General features: G+C 59.3%; 19 protein-coding genes. 8 read left to right on the top strand and 11 right to left on the bottom strand.

Annotated elements, in window-relative coordinates; all coding sequences use genetic code 11:
* The first annotated feature begins 57 nt into the window (after window positions 1-57).
* Complete coding sequence (locus PSH88_RS26090; RefSeq protein ID WP_305423533.1) at window positions 58-906, top strand: carbon-nitrogen hydrolase family protein; 849 nt, start codon at window positions 58-60, stop codon at window positions 904-906.
* Window positions 907-924: 18 nt separating this feature from the next.
* The gene (gene tldD, locus PSH88_RS26085; RefSeq protein ID WP_305423531.1) at window positions 925-2,367 is read left to right on the top strand and encodes a metalloprotease TldD; all 1,443 of its coding nucleotides are present in this window, start codon (window positions 925-927) and stop codon (window positions 2,365-2,367) included.
* Window positions 2,368-2,418: 51 nt separating this feature from the next.
* On the opposite strand, the gene yjgA is transcribed toward tldD, so the two are convergent.
* Entirely contained in the window at window positions 2,419-2,943 is a 525-nt protein-coding gene (yjgA, locus tag PSH88_RS26080) for a ribosome biogenesis factor YjgA (RefSeq protein ID WP_150582315.1), read from the bottom strand.
* 108 nt (window positions 2,944-3,051) lie between these two features.
* On the opposite strand from yjgA, the gene pmbA reads away from it, so the two are divergent.
* From pmbA to PSH88_RS26050, 6 genes are all read left to right on the top strand, one after another.
* Complete coding sequence (gene pmbA / locus PSH88_RS26075; RefSeq protein ID WP_305423528.1) at window positions 3,052-4,398, top strand: metalloprotease PmbA; 1,347 nt, start codon at window positions 3,052-3,054, stop codon at window positions 4,396-4,398.
* Window positions 4,399-4,642: 244 nt separating this feature from the next.
* Entirely contained in the window at window positions 4,643-5,038 is a 396-nt protein-coding gene (locus PSH88_RS26070) for a FagA protein (protein WP_305423527.1), read from the top strand.
* Window positions 5,031-6,407 (top strand): class II fumarate hydratase, encoded by a 1,377-nt coding sequence (locus PSH88_RS26065; protein ID WP_305423526.1) that lies wholly within the window; start codon window positions 5,031-5,033, stop codon window positions 6,405-6,407. Before PSH88_RS26070 ends, PSH88_RS26065 begins: the two co-directional genes overlap by 8 nt.
* 27 nt (window positions 6,408-6,434) lie before the next feature.
* Window positions 6,435-6,875, top strand: coding sequence for a DUF2753 family protein (locus PSH88_RS26060; protein WP_095055119.1), 441 nt, complete (start codon window positions 6,435-6,437; stop codon window positions 6,873-6,875).
* Between the two features lies 1 nt (window position 6,876).
* A complete protein-coding gene (locus PSH88_RS26055) occupies window positions 6,877-7,488 on the top strand; it encodes a superoxide dismutase (protein ID WP_305423525.1) in 612 nt (203 codons plus the stop codon).
* Window positions 7,489-7,518: 30 nt separating this feature from the next.
* Window positions 7,519-8,412 (top strand): ZIP family metal transporter, encoded by an 894-nt coding sequence (locus PSH88_RS26050; protein ID WP_305423523.1) that lies wholly within the window; start codon window positions 7,519-7,521, stop codon window positions 8,410-8,412.
* A gap of 176 nt (window positions 8,413-8,588) precedes the next feature.
* Here PSH88_RS26050 and PSH88_RS26045 read toward each other — a convergent pair whose 3' ends face one another.
* The 10 genes from PSH88_RS26045 to PSH88_RS26000 form a co-directional block, all read right to left on the bottom strand.
* Window positions 8,589-8,864: an HPr family phosphocarrier protein gene (locus PSH88_RS26045; RefSeq protein WP_008037392.1), complete on the bottom strand. Its 276-nt coding sequence runs from the start codon at window positions 8,862-8,864 to the stop codon at window positions 8,589-8,591.
* A 15-nt stretch (window positions 8,865-8,879) separates the two neighbouring features.
* Window positions 8,880-9,737, bottom strand: coding sequence for an RNase adapter RapZ (gene rapZ / locus PSH88_RS26040; protein ID WP_305423520.1), 858 nt, complete (start codon window positions 9,735-9,737; stop codon window positions 8,880-8,882).
* Between the two features lie 2 nt (window positions 9,738-9,739).
* The gene (gene ptsN / locus PSH88_RS26035; protein WP_305423518.1) at window positions 9,740-10,204 is read right to left on the bottom strand and encodes a PTS IIA-like nitrogen regulatory protein PtsN; all 465 of its coding nucleotides are present in this window, start codon (window positions 10,202-10,204) and stop codon (window positions 9,740-9,742) included.
* Window positions 10,205-10,216: 12 nt separating this feature from the next.
* Entirely contained in the window at window positions 10,217-10,525 is a 309-nt protein-coding gene (hpf, locus tag PSH88_RS26030) for a ribosome hibernation-promoting factor, HPF/YfiA family (protein WP_003178005.1), read from the bottom strand.
* 74 nt (window positions 10,526-10,599) lie between these two features.
* Window positions 10,600-12,093 (bottom strand): RNA polymerase factor sigma-54, encoded by a 1,494-nt coding sequence (locus PSH88_RS26025; protein WP_052965570.1) that lies wholly within the window; start codon window positions 12,091-12,093, stop codon window positions 10,600-10,602.
* Window positions 12,094-12,278: 185 nt separating this feature from the next.
* Entirely contained in the window at window positions 12,279-13,004 is a 726-nt protein-coding gene (gene lptB / locus PSH88_RS26020; RefSeq protein ID WP_095634839.1) for an LPS export ABC transporter ATP-binding protein, read from the bottom strand.
* Window positions 13,004-13,552 carry a lipopolysaccharide transport periplasmic protein LptA gene (gene lptA / locus PSH88_RS26015; protein ID WP_038978968.1) on the bottom strand — a complete coding sequence of 183 codons (549 nt, stop codon included), beginning with the start codon at window positions 13,550-13,552 and terminating at the stop codon, window positions 13,004-13,006. Before lptA ends, lptB begins: the two co-directional genes overlap by 1 nt.
* On the bottom strand, window positions 13,539-14,111 hold the full coding sequence (gene lptC, locus PSH88_RS26010; RefSeq protein WP_305423513.1) for an LPS export ABC transporter periplasmic protein LptC: 573 nt from the start codon (window positions 14,109-14,111) through the stop codon (window positions 13,539-13,541). The genes lptA and lptC overlap by 14 nt, the downstream gene beginning before the upstream one ends.
* 7 nt (window positions 14,112-14,118) lie before the next feature.
* The gene (locus tag PSH88_RS26005) at window positions 14,119-14,643 is read right to left on the bottom strand and encodes a KdsC family phosphatase (protein WP_030128008.1); all 525 of its coding nucleotides are present in this window, start codon (window positions 14,641-14,643) and stop codon (window positions 14,119-14,121) included.
* On the bottom strand, window positions 14,643-15,617 hold the full coding sequence (locus PSH88_RS26000; protein WP_305423510.1) for a KpsF/GutQ family sugar-phosphate isomerase: 975 nt from the start codon (window positions 15,615-15,617) through the stop codon (window positions 14,643-14,645). The genes PSH88_RS26005 and PSH88_RS26000 overlap by 1 nt, the downstream gene beginning before the upstream one ends.
* Window positions 15,618-15,727: the final 110 nt, after the last annotated feature.

Genomic DNA, 15,727 nt, shown 5'->3' with positions numbered 1-15,727 from the left:
CTACAAGGGCACGTCGTTGACCTGCGGCAGTGCGCAATCACAAAAAAGGAAATGGCCATGTCTGTAGCGGTGATTCAAATGGTCAGCCAGAGCGACGTGCTGGCCAATCTGGCCCAGGCCCGTCGTCTGCTTGAGCAGGCGGCGACCGGTGGCGCGCGGCTTGCCGTACTGCCGGAAAACTTCGCTGCCATGGGCCGTCGCGACATTGCCGACATCGGCCGCGCCGAAGCTATGGGCGAAGGCCCGATCCTGCCGTGGTTGAAACAGACCGCCCGCGACCTCAAGTTATGGATAGTGGCAGGCACATTGCCGTTGCCGCCGGTGGATCAACCGACGGCCAAAGTGCATGCCTGCTCGTTGCTGGTCGATGACCAGGGCGAAACCGTTGCACGGTATGACAAGCTGCACCTGTTCGACGTGGACGTAGCGGACAATCGCGGGCGTTATCGAGAATCCGATGACTATGCTTATGGCAGTGGTGTGGTAATTGCCGACACTCCTGTCGGTCGAGTCGGCCTGACGGTGTGTTATGACCTGCGTTTCCCGGAGCTGTACAGCGAACTGCGTGCGGCTGGCGCGGAGTTGATCACCGCACCGTCGGCCTTTACCGCGGTGACCGGCGCGGCCCATTGGGACGTGCTGATTCGCGCGCGAGCCATCGAGACTCAGTGCTACATGCTCGCGGCCGCCCAAGGTGGGACGCATCCGGGGCCACGAGAAACCTTTGGTCATGCCGCCATTGTCGACCCATGGGGGCGTGTGCTGGCACAACAGGATCAAGGCGAGGCCGTGCTGCTGGCCGAACGCGACAGCAGCGAACAGGCGTCCATCAGGACGCGGATGCCGGTGTCCACTCACCGGCGCTTTTTCTCGCAGGGCGCCCAGCGACCTGCCTCAGAACGATGAATTTAAGGCGTAAAGCATATGAGCGAGTTGTTGTCCTCCGTCAGTGAACACCTCCTGGCGCCCGGCGGCGTAACGATCGAGAGCCTGCAAGGTGTGCTCGGCGATCTGGCCGGCCCGGGCATCGATGCCGCCGACCTGTATTTCCAGGGGCAGATTTCCGAGTCCTGGGCACTGGAAGACGGGATCGTCAAGGAAGGCAGCTTCAACCTCGACCAGGGTGTCGGCGTGCGTGCGCAATCGGGTGAAAAGACCGGTTTCGCCTACAGCAATGCGATCACCCTCGAAGCGCTGGGCGCGGCGGCCCGTGCAGCCCGCTCGATCTCCCGGGCCGGGCAGAATGGCAGTGTGCAGGCGTTCACCACCCAGGATGTCGCCCAGTTGTACGGGCCGGACAACCCGCTGGAAGTGATGAGCCGTGCCGAGAAAGTCGAGCTGCTCAAGCGTATCGACGTGGCGACTCGTGCCCTCGACCCGCGTATCCAGCAAGTCACCGTGAGCATGGCCGGGGTCTGGGAACGGATTTTGATTGCTTCCACCGACGGCGGGCTGACGGCGGATGTGCGACCGTTGGTGCGTTTCAACGTCAGCGTGATCGTCGAGCAGAATGGCCGTCGTGAGCGCGGCGGTCATGGCGGTGGCGGTCGTACCGATTACCGCTATTTCCTCAGCGACGACCGTGCCATGGGCTATGCCCGCGAAGCGTTGCGCCAGGCGCTGGTGAATCTGGAAGCGATCCCGGCCCCGGCCGGTACGTTGCCGGTGGTGTTGGGTTCCGGTTGGTCCGGCGTATTGCTGCACGAAGCTGTCGGTCATGGCCTGGAAGGCGATTTCAACCGCAAGGGCAGTTCGGCCTACAGCGGGCGCATGGGCGAGATGGTTGCCTCGAAGCTCTGCACCATCGTCGATGACGGTACGCTCGCCGGGCGCCGTGGTTCGCTGAGCGTCGATGATGAAGGCACGCCGACCGAGTGCACCACGCTGATCGAAAACGGCGTACTCAAAGGCTATATGCAGGACAAGCTCAACGCACGCTTGATGGGCGTGGCCCGAACCGGTAATGGTCGTCGCGAATCCTACGCGCACCTACCAATGCCGCGTATGACCAACACCTACATGCTGGCGGGCGAAAGCGATCCGGCGGAAATCATCGCCTCGGTGAAGCGCGGCATCTACTGCGCCAACCTCGGCGGCGGTCAGGTGGACATCACCAGTGGCAAGTTTGTGTTCTCCACCAGCGAGGCGTACCTGATCGAAGACGGCAAGATTACTGCCCCGGTCAAAGGCGCGACGTTGATCGGCAACGGGCCGGAAGCCATGAGCAAGGTGTCGATGGTCGGTAATGATCTGGCGCTGGACAGCGGTGTGGGAACGTGTGGCAAGGATGGGCAGTCGGTGCCGGTGGGTGTCGGCCAGCCAACGCTGAAAATCGATGCGATCACTGTGGGTGGCACAGGATCGTAAGAAGGGATGGAGCTTCGGGTGAGCCGCTTGGCAACTCACCCGATTCGGGACTTAACGCAAACCGCGTTGAGTCTCGTCCAGCTCACGGATGTACTTGAAGATTTTACGGCTCGAGGCCGGCGGCTTGTTGGTCGCCAGTTCGTGCTGGGCCTGACGGATCAGGGAGCGCAATTGCTGACGATCAGCTTCCGGGTAGTCGAGCACGAACTTCTCCAGGACCGCATCGTCGCCCGCGATCAAGCGATCGCGCCAGCGTTCCAGGCCATGGAAACGTTCGTTGTACTGCCGAGTGGAGGCATCCAGTTGATCGAGCAGAGTCAGAATGGCGTCAGTGTCCTGATCGCGCATCAGTTTGCCGATGAACATAAGGTGCCGTTTACGCGCGATATTCGCGGTGTGTTTGGAGGCATCGCCCAGAGCCCGGCGCAAAGCGTCGGTCAATGGCAGTTTTGCCAGCAAGTCAGGCTTGAGCGTTGTAAGGCGCTCGCCGAGGTCAACCAGAGCATGCAGCTCGCGTTTAACCTGGGATTTGCTTTTTTCTCCCGTATCGAGGGAGTCGTCGTAAGAATCAACCATGGTGGCCGTCCGCAAAGAAACGCCGCCATGATAACCAGTCGGGGGCCGCTTGTCCGGCCCGGTCGCTCGAAGGCCCCAGCCGAAAGCAGAATTTGAGTGGAGAACAGCATGAGTGCAGTTGAAAGCGTCGGCCCACAAGCGTTGCCGGCACTGCAAGAACAAGTCGAGCAGATCATCGCTGAAGCCAAGCGCCAGGGCGCCAGTGCCTGTGAAGTGGCCGTGTCGCTGGAGCAGGGCCTGTCGACCACGGTGCGTCAGCGCGAAGTCGAAACCGTTGAGTTCAATCGCGATCAGGGTTTTGGTATCACCTTGTATGTGGGGCAGCGCAAAGGCTCGGCCAGCACCTCGGCCAGCGGTTCGGAAGCGATTCGCGAAACCGTCGCCGCCGCGCTGGCCATTGCCAAGCACACCTCCGAAGACGAAGCCTCGGGCCTGGCGGATGCCGCGTTGATGGCCAAGGATCTGCAGGATTTCGACCTGTTCCACGAATGGGGCATTACCCCGGAGCAAGCCATCGAGCAGGCCCTGGCCTGTGAAGCGTCGGCGTTTGCCACCGACAGCCGGATCAAGAACGCCGACGGCACCACCCTCAGCACTCACCAGGGCTGTCGGGTTTACGGTAATAGCCACGGTTTTATCGGCGGATACGCGTCGACTCGTCACAGCCTCAGCTGCGTGATGATCGCCGAAGCCGATGGCCAGATGCAGCGCGATTACTGGTACGACGTGAACCGTCAGGGCAATTTGCTGGCCTCTGCGCAGAGCATCGGCCAACGCGCCGCGCAACGGGCGGCGAGCCGTCTGGGCGCGCGTCCGGTACCGACCTGCGAAGTGCCGGTGTTGTTTTCCGCGGAACTGGCCGGTGGCTTGTTCGGCAGTTTCCTGTCGGCGATCTCCGGCGGCAGCCTGTATCGCAAATCGTCGTTCCTCGAAGGCACTCTGGGGCAGAAATTGTTCCCGGAATGGTTGACCATCGATGAACGTCCGCACCTGATGCGCGCTCTGGGAAGTTCGGCCTTCGACGGCGATGGCCTGGCGACTTACGCCAAGCCATTCGTGGAGAAGGGCGAGTTGGTGTCCTACATACTCGGCACCTACTCCGGCCGCAAACTAGGCATGCCGAGCACCGCCAACGCCGGCGGCGTGCACAACCTGTTCGTCACCCATGGCGATGAAGATCAGGCAGCCTTGCTGCGCCGCATGGGCCGTGGCCTGCTGGTCACCGAACTGATGGGGCAGGGCCTGAACATGGTCACTGGCGATTACTCCCGTGGCGCGGCGGGTTTCTGGGTCGAGAACGGCGAAATCCAGTTCGCGGTCCAGGAAGTGACCATCGCCGGCAACATGCGCGACATGTTCAAGCAGATCATTGCGGTCGGTAATGACCTGGAGTTGCGCAGCAACATTCGCACCGGTTCGGTGTTGATCGAGCGGATGACAGTGGCGGGTAGCTAACCCCGGTCGCTGCACAAAAAGGTGCGCCATCCATCGGATGGCGCGCCTTTTTTATTGGCCGCAACACCGATCCTGTGGGAGCGGGCTTGCTCGCGAAGAGGCCATCACATTCGACATCTGCGGCGGCTGGTACACCGCTTTCGCGAGCAAGCCCGCTCCCACAATGGGATCCCTGGCTTGTCATGCTTGTTTTGGTTCTCATTATCATCTAATAATAAATCTCATTACCGAATGAGCCCGGATCATGAGTTCTGCCTTGCACGAGCAGCCTTACCTCGAAAGCTGGCGTTGGATGAGTCGCCAGATCCGTTGCGCCATGGACCCTGACGAGCCGCGCCTGATCGAACATTACCTGGCCGAGGGCCGGTATCTGGCGTGTTGCACGGCCACCTCTCCCTGGACCATCGCCGAAACCTCCTTCCGTTTATTGCTCGACACTGCCACCGACGTCGCACTGCCCTGGCACTGGCGCAGCCTGTGTCTCGACCAGGCCTGGCGGCCGTTGCGCGATCTCGAACGGCAATCACTCTGCGGTTGCCGCCTCAAGCGCTGGCAAAGCTACGCCTGGCAACTGGCGACCTGCGAGTTGCAACCTTCGATTCCTCTCATAGAACTGGTGCAAGGATCTCCTGATGAATAACACACGTATCGAACGCGACAGTATGGGCGAGTTGCAAGTCCCGATAGACGCGCTTTACGGCGCGCAAACCCAACGCGCAGTGGATAACTTCCCGATCAGCGGCAAACCGATGCCCATGCAGTTCATCCGGGCGCTGATTCTGGCCAAGGCTGCTGCCGCCCGAGCCAACGTCGAGCTCAAACAGATCAGCGAATCCCAGGGCAAGGCGATCGTCGACGCGGCTCAAGGCCTGCTCGAAGGCGACTTCATGCAGCACTTCCCGGTGGATATCTTCCAGACCGGTTCCGGCACCAGCTCCAACATGAACGCCAATGAAGTGATCGCCACCCTGGCCAGCCGCTTGTTGGGCGAGCCGGTGAATCCCAACGATCACGTCAATTGCGGCCAAAGCAGCAACGACATCATCCCCACCACCATCCATGTCAGCGCCGCATTGAGCTTGCATGAGCAGTTGCTGCCGGCGCTGGTGCATCTGGTGCAGGTGATCGAGCACAAGGCCGAGCAGGTTCATCCATTCGTCAAAACCGGGCGTACCCATTTGATGGACGCCATGCCGGTGCGCATGAGTCAGGTGCTCAATGGTTGGGCGCAACAGCTCAAGGCCAATATCGGTCACTTGCAGGATCTGCTGCCGAGCCTGCAATCCCTGGCCCAGGGCGGCACGGCGGTGGGTACCGGGATCAATGCCCATCCGGAGTTTGCGGCGCGTTTCAGCCAACAACTCAGCCAACTGACTCAGGTTCAGTTCACGCCGGGCAAGGACCTGTTTGCGCTGATCGGTTCGCAGGACACGGCGGTCAGCGTTTCAGGGCAGCTCAAGGCCACAGCGGTTTCCTTGATGAAAATCGCCAACGACCTGCGCTGGATGAATTCCGGCCCGTTGGCCGGGCTCGGTGAAATCGAACTCGAAGCCTTGCAGCCGGGCTCGTCGATCATGCCCGGCAAGGTCAATCCGGTGATCCCGGAAGCTGCCGCGATGGTCGCCGCTCAGGTGATCGGCAACGATACGGTGATCACCGTTGCCGGTCAGTCGGGCAATTTCGAGCTGAATGTCATGCTGCCGATCATCGCCCAGAACCTGCTGAGCAGTATCGAGTTGCTGGCCAATGTCAGCCGTCTGCTGGGCGACAAGGCTATCGCCAGTTTCAAGGTCAACGAGGCCCGGCTCAAGGAAGCGCTGTCGCGCAATCCGATTCTGGTCACTGCACTCAATCCGATTATTGGTTACCAAAAAGCCGCTGAGATTGCCAAGAAGGCTTATCAGCAGGGCCGGCCGGTGATCGATGTCGCCCTGGAACACACCGACCTGACGCGTAGCCAACTGGAAGAATTGCTCAACCCAGAGAAGCTCACCGCAGGCGGCGTTTAATCACTGCTACCGCTTTGGAGGCTCACCATGGAGCACTGGAAACGCACGATCGAAAGAGCAAATCGCTGTTTCATGCTGGGCGAGCTGGTCGATGCCCGCGAGGCTTATTTGCAGGCATTGGCCCTGGCACAAGTGTTGTTCGAGCGCTGGGCGGATGCCGACGAAGCGGTGGCGGCTTGCGTGATTTCCCACCATAACCTGGCGGACCTGCACTTGCGTCTGAACCAGCCGGAGGAGAGCGCCGAGTACTTGTGCGCGATCCATCAACGACTGTTGCAGACCATGCAGAACCCGCGACTGGCGCCGGCTTTGCGTGAGGCCGCGCTGCGCCAGAGCAGCAAAACCTATGTCGAACTGCTGAATTTCATCAGCGATCACGGCGAGTATCCGCGCACCCACCGTTTGTTGCACACCGACACCGCGTCGCCCTCGCATCAGCCTGCGCCCTTACAACATGGAGTTCATTGAAATGGCTTTTACCTTGCCTGCCTTGCCGTACGCCTACGATGCCCTGGAACCGCACATCGATGCGCAGACCATGGAAATCCACTACACCAAACATCACCAGACCTACATCAACAACCTCAACGCTGCGGTAGAAGGCACTGAATTTGCTGAATGGCCCGTGGAAAAACTGGTGGCGGCTGCCCAGCAATTGCCGGAAAAACTTCGTGCGGCGGTGATCAATCAGGGCGGTGGGCATGCCAACCACTCGTTGTTCTGGGAAGTCATGGCACCCAACGGCGGTGGCCAGCCTGAAGGCGCGCTGGCCAAGGCGATCGACGAACAACTGGGTGGTCTCGACAACTTCAAGGAAGCCTTCACCAAAGCTGCGCTGACCCGTTTCGGTAGCGGTTGGGCCTGGTTGAGCGTGACGCCGCAAAAGACCTTGATCGTTGAAAGCAGCGGCAACCAGGATAGCCCATTGATGAATGGCAATACGCCGATTCTCGGCCTGGACGTTTGGGAACACGCTTATTACCTGCGCTATCAGAACCGCCGTCCGGAATACATCAATGCGTTCTACAACGTGATCAATTGGCCTGAAGTCGCCGCGCGTTATCAGGCTGCGCTGGTTTGAATCTTCTATAAAAACAATCCAGGGCTGACTATGGGCACTGAAACACTGGCGGCCGGAAGTGGACGGATGTTTCGTTACGCACTGGGATCGCTGTTACTGCTGGCAGGAATGACGTTATTGGCTGCCCAGGGGCTGAGCTGGCTGGACCTCGAACCGAAACTGCAGCGTGCCCTGCAAGGCGGGGCGATTTGCGCCTTGGGTACAGCTTTGGGCGCAGTGCCGGTGCTGGTGATTCGGCAGATGCCTCAGGCAGTCAGCGATACGCTGCTGGGTTTCGGGGCCGGAGTGATGCTCGCGGCGACGGCGTTTTCGCTGATTGTGCCGGGCATTGCCGCGGCCGAAAACCTCGGCCTGACGCCTTGGGCGGCCAGCGGCCTGATCAGCTTCGGCATCATGCTGGGTGCATTCGGGCTGTTTCTGGTGGATCGCAAGGTCTCTGGTGCTACGCCCGAAATGCTCGTGGGGACACTGGAGCGACCGGTTATTCCGCCGCGGATCTGGCTGTTTGTGTTTGCCATCATCGCCCACAACATCCCCGAAGGCATGGCGGTCGGCGTCTCGGCCGGCGGTGGCATGCCTGACGCCGACAGCCTGGCCATGGGCATCGCCTTGCAGGATGTGCCGGAAGGGCTGGTGATTGCGTTGGTGTTGGCGGGAGCAGGGGTGTCGCGGGTCAAGGCGTTCCTGATCGGTGCTGCGTCAGGGTTGGTCGAGCCGGTCTTTGCTCTGTTGTGTGCTTGGCTGGTGAGCCTGGCCGAACTGCTGTTGCCTTTGGGGCTGGCACTGGCGGCTGGTGCGATGTTGCTGGTGGTGACTCACGAAGTCATCCCCGAGTCGCGCCGCCATGGTCACGACAAACTGGCCAGCCTTGGGCTGCTGATCGGGTTTTGTCTGATGATGGTGATGGATACCGCGCTTGCTTGAGGTGTGCAGGCTTAGTGAAAAGGTGCTTTTGTGGCGAGGGAGCTTGCTCCCGTTCGGCTGCGGAGCAGTCGTAAAATCAGCGAATGCGGTTATGTTTGGCGTACACGGGTGGCAATTTTGGGGCCGCTTCGCAGCCCAGCGGGAGCAAGCTCCCTCGCCACAAGAGCCCGCGCTGTTTATTCGCCTTCGTCGAAGTAACGGTTGATCAAGTCTGTCAGCGCATCCAGTGCTCTCTGCTCGTCTTCGCCTTCGGTACTGATATAGATTTTGGTGCCCTTGCCTGCAGCGAGCATCATCATGGCCATGATGCTTTTGCCATCGACCGTGGATTCTGGGGTGCGTCCCACCCTGATCGTGCAATCCTTGAACTCACCGGCGACGCCAACGAATTTTGCAGACGCGCGGGCATGCAGGCCCAGCTTGTTGATGATTTCGATTTCCAGAGCAGGCATCGCGATGTGAATCCTTTAGCTGAGGTCGCGGTGGCGGACCTGGACGTTCTTCAGGGTTTTTAGCAGGACCTGACCCAGACGTTCGGTCAGGTAGACAGAGCGGTGATGCCCGCCGGTGCAGCCAATGGCAATGGTGACATAGGCGCGGTTGCTGGCGGCAAAGCGGGGCAGCCACTTGAGCAGGTAGGAGGAAATGTCCTGGAACATCTCTTCGACGTCAGGTTGTGCCGCCAGGTACTCGGCCACCGGTTGATCGAGCCCGGACTGTGCCCGTAGCTCCGGCTTCCAGTAAGGGTTGGGCAGGCAGCGCACGTCGAACACCAGATCGGCGTCCACCGGCATGCCACGTTTGAACCCGAAAGACTCCACCAGGAACGCAGTGCCCGGTTCCGGCTGATTCAGCAGGCGCAGCTTGATGGTATCGCGTAACTGATACAGGTTCAGATTGGTGGTATTGACCTTGAGGTCGGCCAGATCGGCGATAGGCCCGAGCAGGTTGGTTTCGTCCTCTATCGCCTCCGCCAATGAGCGATTGGCGCTACTGAGCGGGTGACGACGGCGAGTTTCCGAAAAGCGTTTGAGCAAGGTTTCTTCGTCGGCGTCCAGGTACAGCACATCGCACTGGATATGCCGGCTGCGGACTTCTTCCAGCAATTCGGGAAACCGCGACAGGTGGCTTGGCAAGTTACGCGCATCGATGGACACGGCCACCAGCGGTTGTGCCAGTTCGGTATGAATCAGCGCGCGTTCGGCCAACTCCGGCAGCAGACCGGCAGGCAGGTTGTCGATGCAGTAATAGCCGTTGTCCTCGAGCACATCGAGGGCGGTACTTTTACCTGAGCCGGAGCGGCCGCTGACGATGATCAGGCGCATGATTAGTGACCGTTCTGCTCGTCCAGGACAACCTTGTACAAGGCTTCGTTGCTCGGGGCGCTGCGCAGTTTTTCGCGCACTTCCTTGCGATCAAGCATGCTGGCGATCTGGCGCAGCAGTTCCAGGTGTGCGTCGGTGGCGGCTTCCGGGACCAGCAGCACAAACAGCAGGTCAACCGGGGCTCCGTCGATGGCGTCGAAATCGATAGGCGCGTCCAGGTGCATCAAGGCACTGATGGGCGAGTCGCAGCCCTTTAGGCGGCAGTGGGGGATGGCGATGCCGTTGCCAAAACCGGTGGAACCGAGTTTTTCACGGGCAACCAGGCTCTCGAATACATCCTGCATGGCCAGATCCGGCACTTCTTTGTGGATAAGGTTGGCAATCTGTTCGAGGGCTTTCTTTTTACTGCCGCCCGGCACGTTCACGAGGGAACGGCCGGGGGTCAGGATGGTTTCAAGTCGGATCATGGGTTGGGGATGTTAACGACCGGTCGCGCCCTGGAGGAGGCTCTGGGTCTTTTCCTTATGCTTTTTGAGTTGGCGATCCAGCTTGTCGGTCAGCAGGTCGATGGCGGCATACATGTCCGTATGCTCGGCATTGGCGACCACTTCTCCGCCGGGAATATGCAGCGTGGCTTCGATCTTCTGCAGCAGTTTTTCGACGTTCATCGTGACTTGCACATTGGTGATCTTGTCGAAATGCCTCTCCAATCGGTCGAGTTTTTCGCCGATGTAGGTGCGCAGGGGTTCGGTCACTTCCAGTTGGTGTCCACTGATGTTGACTTGCATACAGCTTCTCCTTCGTTGCCAGTGCATAAAGCGGTAGATCAGATGATCTACCACTGGAACGCTGTGGCGTGGCTCTACATCAACCGCTTGCGTTCGCTCGAAGGCGCGATCCCGAGGGATTCGCGGTACTTGGCGACGGTGCGGCGAGCCACCTGAATGCCTTGTGCCTCCAGTAAACCAGCGATCTTGCTGTCACTCAACGGCTTTTTCTGATTTTCCGCGGCAACCAGTTTTTTGATGATCGCGCGGATCGCCGTGGACGAGCATTCACCGCCTTCGGAGGTACTGACGTGGCTGGAAAAAAAGTATTTCAGTTCATAGATGCCCCGTGGGGTATGCATGAATTTTTGCGTGGTTACCCGTGAAATCGTCGATTCATGCATGCCCACCGCTTCGGCGATGTCATGCAGCACCAACGGCTTCATGGCTTCGTCACCGTATTCAAGAAAGCCGCGCTGATGCTCGACGATTTGGGTGGCGACTTTCATCAAGGTTTCATTGCGGCTTTGCAGACTCTTGATGAACCAGCGAGCTTCCTGCAGTTGATTGCGCATGAAGGTGTTATCGGCGCTGGTATCGGCACGACGCACGAAACCGGCGTACTGGGCGTTGACCCGCAGGCGTGGCACCGACTCCTGATTCAGCTCCACCAGCCAGCGTTCGTTGTCCTTGCGCACAATCACGTCCGGAACAACGTATTCGGCTTCGGTGGACTCGATCTGCGAGCCCGGACGCGGATTGAGGCTCTGGACCAGTTCGATGACCTGGCGCAGCTCATCTTCCTTGAGCTTCATGCGGCGCATTAGCTGGCTGTAGTCGCGGCTGCCGAGCAGGTCGATGTAATCGGTGACCAGACGCTTGGCCTCTGCCAGCCAGGGGGTCTTGGCGGACAGCTGGCGCAGTTGCAGCAGCAGGCACTCACCGAGATTGCGGGCGCCGATGCCAGCGGGTTCGAATTGCTGGATGCGGTGCAGGACGGCTTCGATTTCGTCCAGTTCGATGTCCAGTTCCGGGTCGAACGCTTCGAGGATTTCCTCGAGGGTTTCGTCCAGGTAGCCCTGATTGTTGATGCAATCGATCAGGGTTACGGCGATCAGGCGATCGGTGTCGGACATCGGTGCAAGGTTCAGCTGCCAGAGCAAATGGCTTTGCAGGCTTTCACCGACCGACGTACGGGTGGTGAAATCCCACTCGTCGTCATCGTTGCTCGGCAGGCTGCTGGCGCTGGTCTGGTAGACGTCCTCCCAGGCGGTGTCGACGGGCAATTCGTTGGGAATTCGCTCGTTCCAGTCGCCTTCCTCTAGGTTATCCACCGTCGGGGCGGTTTCCTGGTAGGAGGGTTCCTGAACGTCGGCGTTGGGTTTCTGTTCGGCGCTATCGGCCAAGGGGTCTGCGTTATCGAAGTCGTCGCCTTCTTCTTGGCGTTCGAGCATCGGATTGGACTCCAGGGCCTCCTGGATTTCCTGTTGCAGGTCCAGGGTCGACAATTGGAGCAGGCGTATGGCCTGTTGCAGCTGCGGTGTCATCGTCAGCTGCTGGCCCATTCTCAAGACTAGCGATGGTTTCATGGCAGGGGCTTAACACCTTATTCGCCGGCGCACATGCGCCATCCACTACAGGGCGCCGAAGCGCCAAACATAAGCAAATTATATGCCCGAAACTGAAGTGTTTGCCTAGAGCGCTGTAACAATAAAAAGTTATTGATTTTTTTATTGAAGCGAGCGCCCTCTCGGCGACCCGGGCACCTCAGTGCTTACAGGCGGAACTCATGGCCCAGATACACTTCCTTGACCAGTTCATTGGCCAGGATGGTGGCAGAGTCACCTTCGGCGATCAGTTGACCATCGTTGACGATGTAGGCGGTTTCGCAGATATCCAGGGTTTCGCGGACGTTGTGGTCCGTGATCAGCACGCCAATGCCTTTGGCCTTGAGGTGATGAATGATCTGCTTGATGTCGCCTACCGAAATCGGGTCCACACCGGCGAAGGGTTCGTCGAGGAGGATGAATTTCGGATTGGTGGCCAGCGCTCGGGCGATTTCCACTCGGCGGCGTTCACCACCGGACAGGCTCATGCCGAGGTTGTCGCGGATGTGGTGGATGTGGAATTCCTGCATCAGGCTTTCCAGCTCTTGGCGACGACCGGCCTTGTCGAGTTCCTTGCGAGTCTCGAGGATGGCCATGATGTTGTCGGCCACCGACAGTTTGCGGAAGATCGACGCTTCTTGCGGAAGATAGCCGATACCCGCCTTCGCACGACCGTGCATCGGCTGGTGGCTGACGTCCAGGTCATCGATCAGTACGCGGCCCTGATCGGCCTGTACCAGGCCGACAATCATATAGAAGCACGTGGTTTTACCGGCGCCGTTAGGACCAAGCAGGCCGACGATCTGACCGCTGTCGATAGACAGGCTGACGTCGCGCACGACCTGACGGCTCTTGTAGCTCTTGGCCAGATGCTGAGCTTTCAGAGTTGCCATTACTGGGCCTTTTGCTCGTCGGTTTTCTTCTTCGGCTGGATCACCATGTCGATGCGAGGACGCGACTCGGTGACCTTGTTACCCGTGGCGCGACCGGCGCTCGCAAGCTTTTTGACCGTGTCGTAGACGATTTTCTCGCCTTGGGTGACGTTGTTGTCCTTGTCGATGACTTTGGCGCGATCGATCAGCACGACGCGGTTTTGCGAGGCGTGGTACTGAATAGTTACGCCGTAGCCCTGAACCGGCTTGGTGTCGCCCGCCGTTTGCAGTTGCTCGAAGTAGGCGAGGTTGCCCACCGAAGTCACTACGTCGATGTCGCCGGCCGGGGTACGGGTGATGGTCACGGTATTGCCGGTGACCTTCATCGAGCCTTGGGTGATGATCACGTCGCCTTTGTAGGTGGCAACGCCATTCTTGTCGTCCAGTTGGGCATCGTCGGCCTGAATGCGGATAGGCTGCTCTTGATCGTTCGGCAGAGCCCAGGCGCTCACGCTTCCCAGTGCTGCGCCCAGACTGAGCAAAATAGGGAGAGTTTTAACGAGCCTCATACTGTCCTCTTACGTTCGATAGCAGGTGTATCCTGCTTTCTTTCAAGTACGCTTTCATTCCGTTGCCTGTCGATACACCGCCAGCGCCGTCGATTCTAACGGGTTGATCGGTCTGCGCATATTCCTGCTGCGGGAACACTGTCATACGGGTTGTGGTAATCAGGGTCTTGCGATTTTTTTCGTCGAAACGCGTGATACGTACCGAATCAATCAGCTCGACCTGAGTGCCGTCCGGGTTGACTTCGCCGCGCTCACTCTGGACGTGCCAGGGGAATTCGGTGCCACGAAACATGTTCAGGTCAGGATTGGTCAGCAACGTCACTTCGGTCGCTTTCAGGTGCTCGACCTTGTCCGACGTCATTTCGTATTGCAGTTTGCCGTCGGGCAGGTACTGCACGCTGTGGGCGTTGACGGCGTAATAGTCGATCGCGCTTTCATCGACCTTCACCACCGGTTTGTCGAGGAAGCGTTCCGGGCTGATGTTCCAGTAGCCGACCGCTGCAAAAATCGCTGCGATGCAACCGAACATCAGGATGTTGCGGATCTTTTTGCTCAGCATGATGGGCTCACAGGTACGCGGCGTTGGCCGCATCGAGGCGGCCCTGGGCGCGCAGGATCAATTCGCAGAATTCGCGAGCGGCACCCTCGCCACCACGGGCCTGGGTGATGCCGTGGGCGTGTTCGCGCACGAAACTGGCAGCGCTGGCCACCGCCATGCCCAGACCGACGCGGCGAATCACCGGCAGATCAGGCAGGTCGTCGCCGAGATAGGCCACTTGTTCATAACTCAGGTTGAGTTGGGCAAGAAGCCCGTCGAGTACCACCAGTTTGTCTTCTCGGCCCTGAAACAGATGTGGAATGCCGAGGTTCTTCGCTCGCCGCTCGACCACCGGCGTTTTGCGGCCGCTGATGATCGCGGTCTGCACACCGGCGGCCATCAACATCTTGATGCCCTGGCCGTCGAGGGTGTTGAAAGTCTTGAATTCGCTACCGTCTTCGAGGAAATACAGGCGCCCGTCGGTCAGTACGCCGTCGACGTCGAATACCGCCAGTTTGATCTGTTTGCCACGTTGCAGCAGGTCCGTGCTCATTACATTACTCCCGCACGCAGCAAGTCGTGCATGTTCAAGGCGCCGACCGGGCGGTCTTCGCTGTCGACTACTACCAGCGCATTGATCTTGTGGTCTTCCATGATTTTCAGCGCCTCGGCGGCGAGCATCTCGGCGCGTGCGGTCTTGCCGTGGGCGGTCATCACTTCGTCAATGGTCGTGCTATGAATATCAATGGTGCGGTCCAGGGTGCGGCGCAGGTCGCCGTCGGTGAAGATCCCGGCGAGTTTTCCATCTGTGCTTAGTACGACGGTCATGCCCAACCCCTTGCGGGTCATTTCCATCAAGGCATCCTTGAGCAGCGTACCGCATATCACTTGCGGTAACTCGGTGCCGGCATGCATGACGTTTTCCACTTTCAGTAACAAGCGGCGGCCAAGGGCACCACCCGGGTGGGAAAAAGCGAAATCTTCAGCGGTAAAGCCGCGAGCTTCAAGCAAGGCAACGGCGAGAGCGTCACCCATGACCAGCGCCGCGGTGGTCGACGAGGTAGGTGCCAGATTCAGCGGACAGGCTTCGTGTTCGACGCTTACATTGAGGTTGACTTCCGCTGCCTTGGCCAGCGGCGACTCGGGGTTACCGGTCAGGCTGATCATTTGAATGCCCTGGCGCTTGATCAGCGGCAGTAACGTGACGATTTCGTTGGTCGACCCGGAGTTCGACAGCGCCAGAATGATGTCATCACGGGTGATCATGCCCATGTCGCCATGGCTGGCCTCGGCCGGGTGCACGAAGAACGCCGTGGTGCCTGTGCTGGCCAGGGTGGCGGCAATCTTGTTGCCGATGTGCCCCGATTTGCCCATGCCGACCACGACCACGCGGCCTTTGCTGGCCAGAATCATCTCGCAAGCACGTACGAAATCTGCATCGATATGGGGTAGCAAGCCTTGCACGGCTTCCAGTTCGAGGCGGATGGTACGTTGTGCTGATTGAATTAGGTCGCTGGATTGGTTCATGTCGGAAATCGAATAGCCTGATGAAAAGGCGGCGATTATAACGGTAATGATCAAAACCCTCACGCAAGTTCGTCACGGTTTGTCATTACTTGTTACCGAATCCTCTCTAA

Source organism: Pseudomonas wuhanensis (assembly GCF_030687395.1).
GTDB classification, from domain to species: Bacteria; Pseudomonadota; Gammaproteobacteria; order Pseudomonadales; family Pseudomonadaceae; genus Aquipseudomonas; species Aquipseudomonas wuhanensis.
Note: the sequence above shows the minus strand (reverse complement) of the source record. Positions and strands in the feature narration are given on the sequence as shown.

What these genes read in the sequence shown, in the direction of transcription:
- ptsN (WP_305423518.1), bottom strand. Translation starts at nt 10,204, where the DNA reads ATGATCCGACTTGAAACCATCCTGACCCCCGGCCGTTCCCTCGTGAAC.
- yjgA (WP_150582315.1), bottom strand. Translation starts at nt 2,943, where the DNA reads ATGGTTGATTCTTACGACGACTCCCTCGATACGGGAGAAAAAAGCAAA.
- pmbA (WP_305423528.1), top strand. Translation starts at nt 3,052, where the DNA reads ATGAGTGCAGTTGAAAGCGTCGGCCCACAAGCGTTGCCGGCACTGCAA.
- rapZ (WP_305423520.1), bottom strand. Translation starts at nt 9,737, where the DNA reads ATGCGCCTGATCATCGTCAGCGGCCGCTCCGGCTCAGGTAAAAGTACC.
- lptB (WP_095634839.1), bottom strand. Translation starts at nt 13,004, where the DNA reads ATGGCAACTCTGAAAGCTCAGCATCTGGCCAAGAGCTACAAGAGCCGT.
- hpf (WP_003178005.1), bottom strand. Translation starts at nt 10,525, where the DNA reads ATGCAAGTCAACATCAGTGGACACCAACTGGAAGTGACCGAACCCCTG.
- PSH88_RS26090 (WP_305423533.1), top strand. Translation starts at nt 58, where the DNA reads ATGTCTGTAGCGGTGATTCAAATGGTCAGCCAGAGCGACGTGCTGGCC.
- PSH88_RS26050 (WP_305423523.1), top strand. Translation starts at nt 7,519, where the DNA reads ATGGGCACTGAAACACTGGCGGCCGGAAGTGGACGGATGTTTCGTTAC.
- PSH88_RS26045 (WP_008037392.1), bottom strand. Translation starts at nt 8,864, where the DNA reads ATGCCTGCTCTGGAAATCGAAATCATCAACAAGCTGGGCCTGCATGCC.
- PSH88_RS26055 (WP_305423525.1), top strand. Translation starts at nt 6,877, where the DNA reads ATGGCTTTTACCTTGCCTGCCTTGCCGTACGCCTACGATGCCCTGGAA.
- lptC (WP_305423513.1), bottom strand. Translation starts at nt 14,111, where the DNA reads ATGCTGAGCAAAAAGATCCGCAACATCCTGATGTTCGGTTGCATCGCA.
- PSH88_RS26070 (WP_305423527.1), top strand. Translation starts at nt 4,643, where the DNA reads ATGAGTTCTGCCTTGCACGAGCAGCCTTACCTCGAAAGCTGGCGTTGG.
- PSH88_RS26000 (WP_305423510.1), bottom strand. Translation starts at nt 15,617, where the DNA reads ATGAACCAATCCAGCGACCTAATTCAATCAGCACAACGTACCATCCGC.
- PSH88_RS26065 (WP_305423526.1), top strand. Translation starts at nt 5,031, where the DNA reads ATGAATAACACACGTATCGAACGCGACAGTATGGGCGAGTTGCAAGTC.
- PSH88_RS26060 (WP_095055119.1), top strand. Translation starts at nt 6,435, where the DNA reads ATGGAGCACTGGAAACGCACGATCGAAAGAGCAAATCGCTGTTTCATG.
- tldD (WP_305423531.1), top strand. Translation starts at nt 925, where the DNA reads ATGAGCGAGTTGTTGTCCTCCGTCAGTGAACACCTCCTGGCGCCCGGC.
- PSH88_RS26005 (WP_030128008.1), bottom strand. Translation starts at nt 14,643, where the DNA reads ATGAGCACGGACCTGCTGCAACGTGGCAAACAGATCAAACTGGCGGTA.
- PSH88_RS26025 (WP_052965570.1), bottom strand. Translation starts at nt 12,093, where the DNA reads ATGAAACCATCGCTAGTCTTGAGAATGGGCCAGCAGCTGACGATGACA.
- lptA (WP_038978968.1), bottom strand. Translation starts at nt 13,552, where the DNA reads ATGAGGCTCGTTAAAACTCTCCCTATTTTGCTCAGTCTGGGCGCAGCA.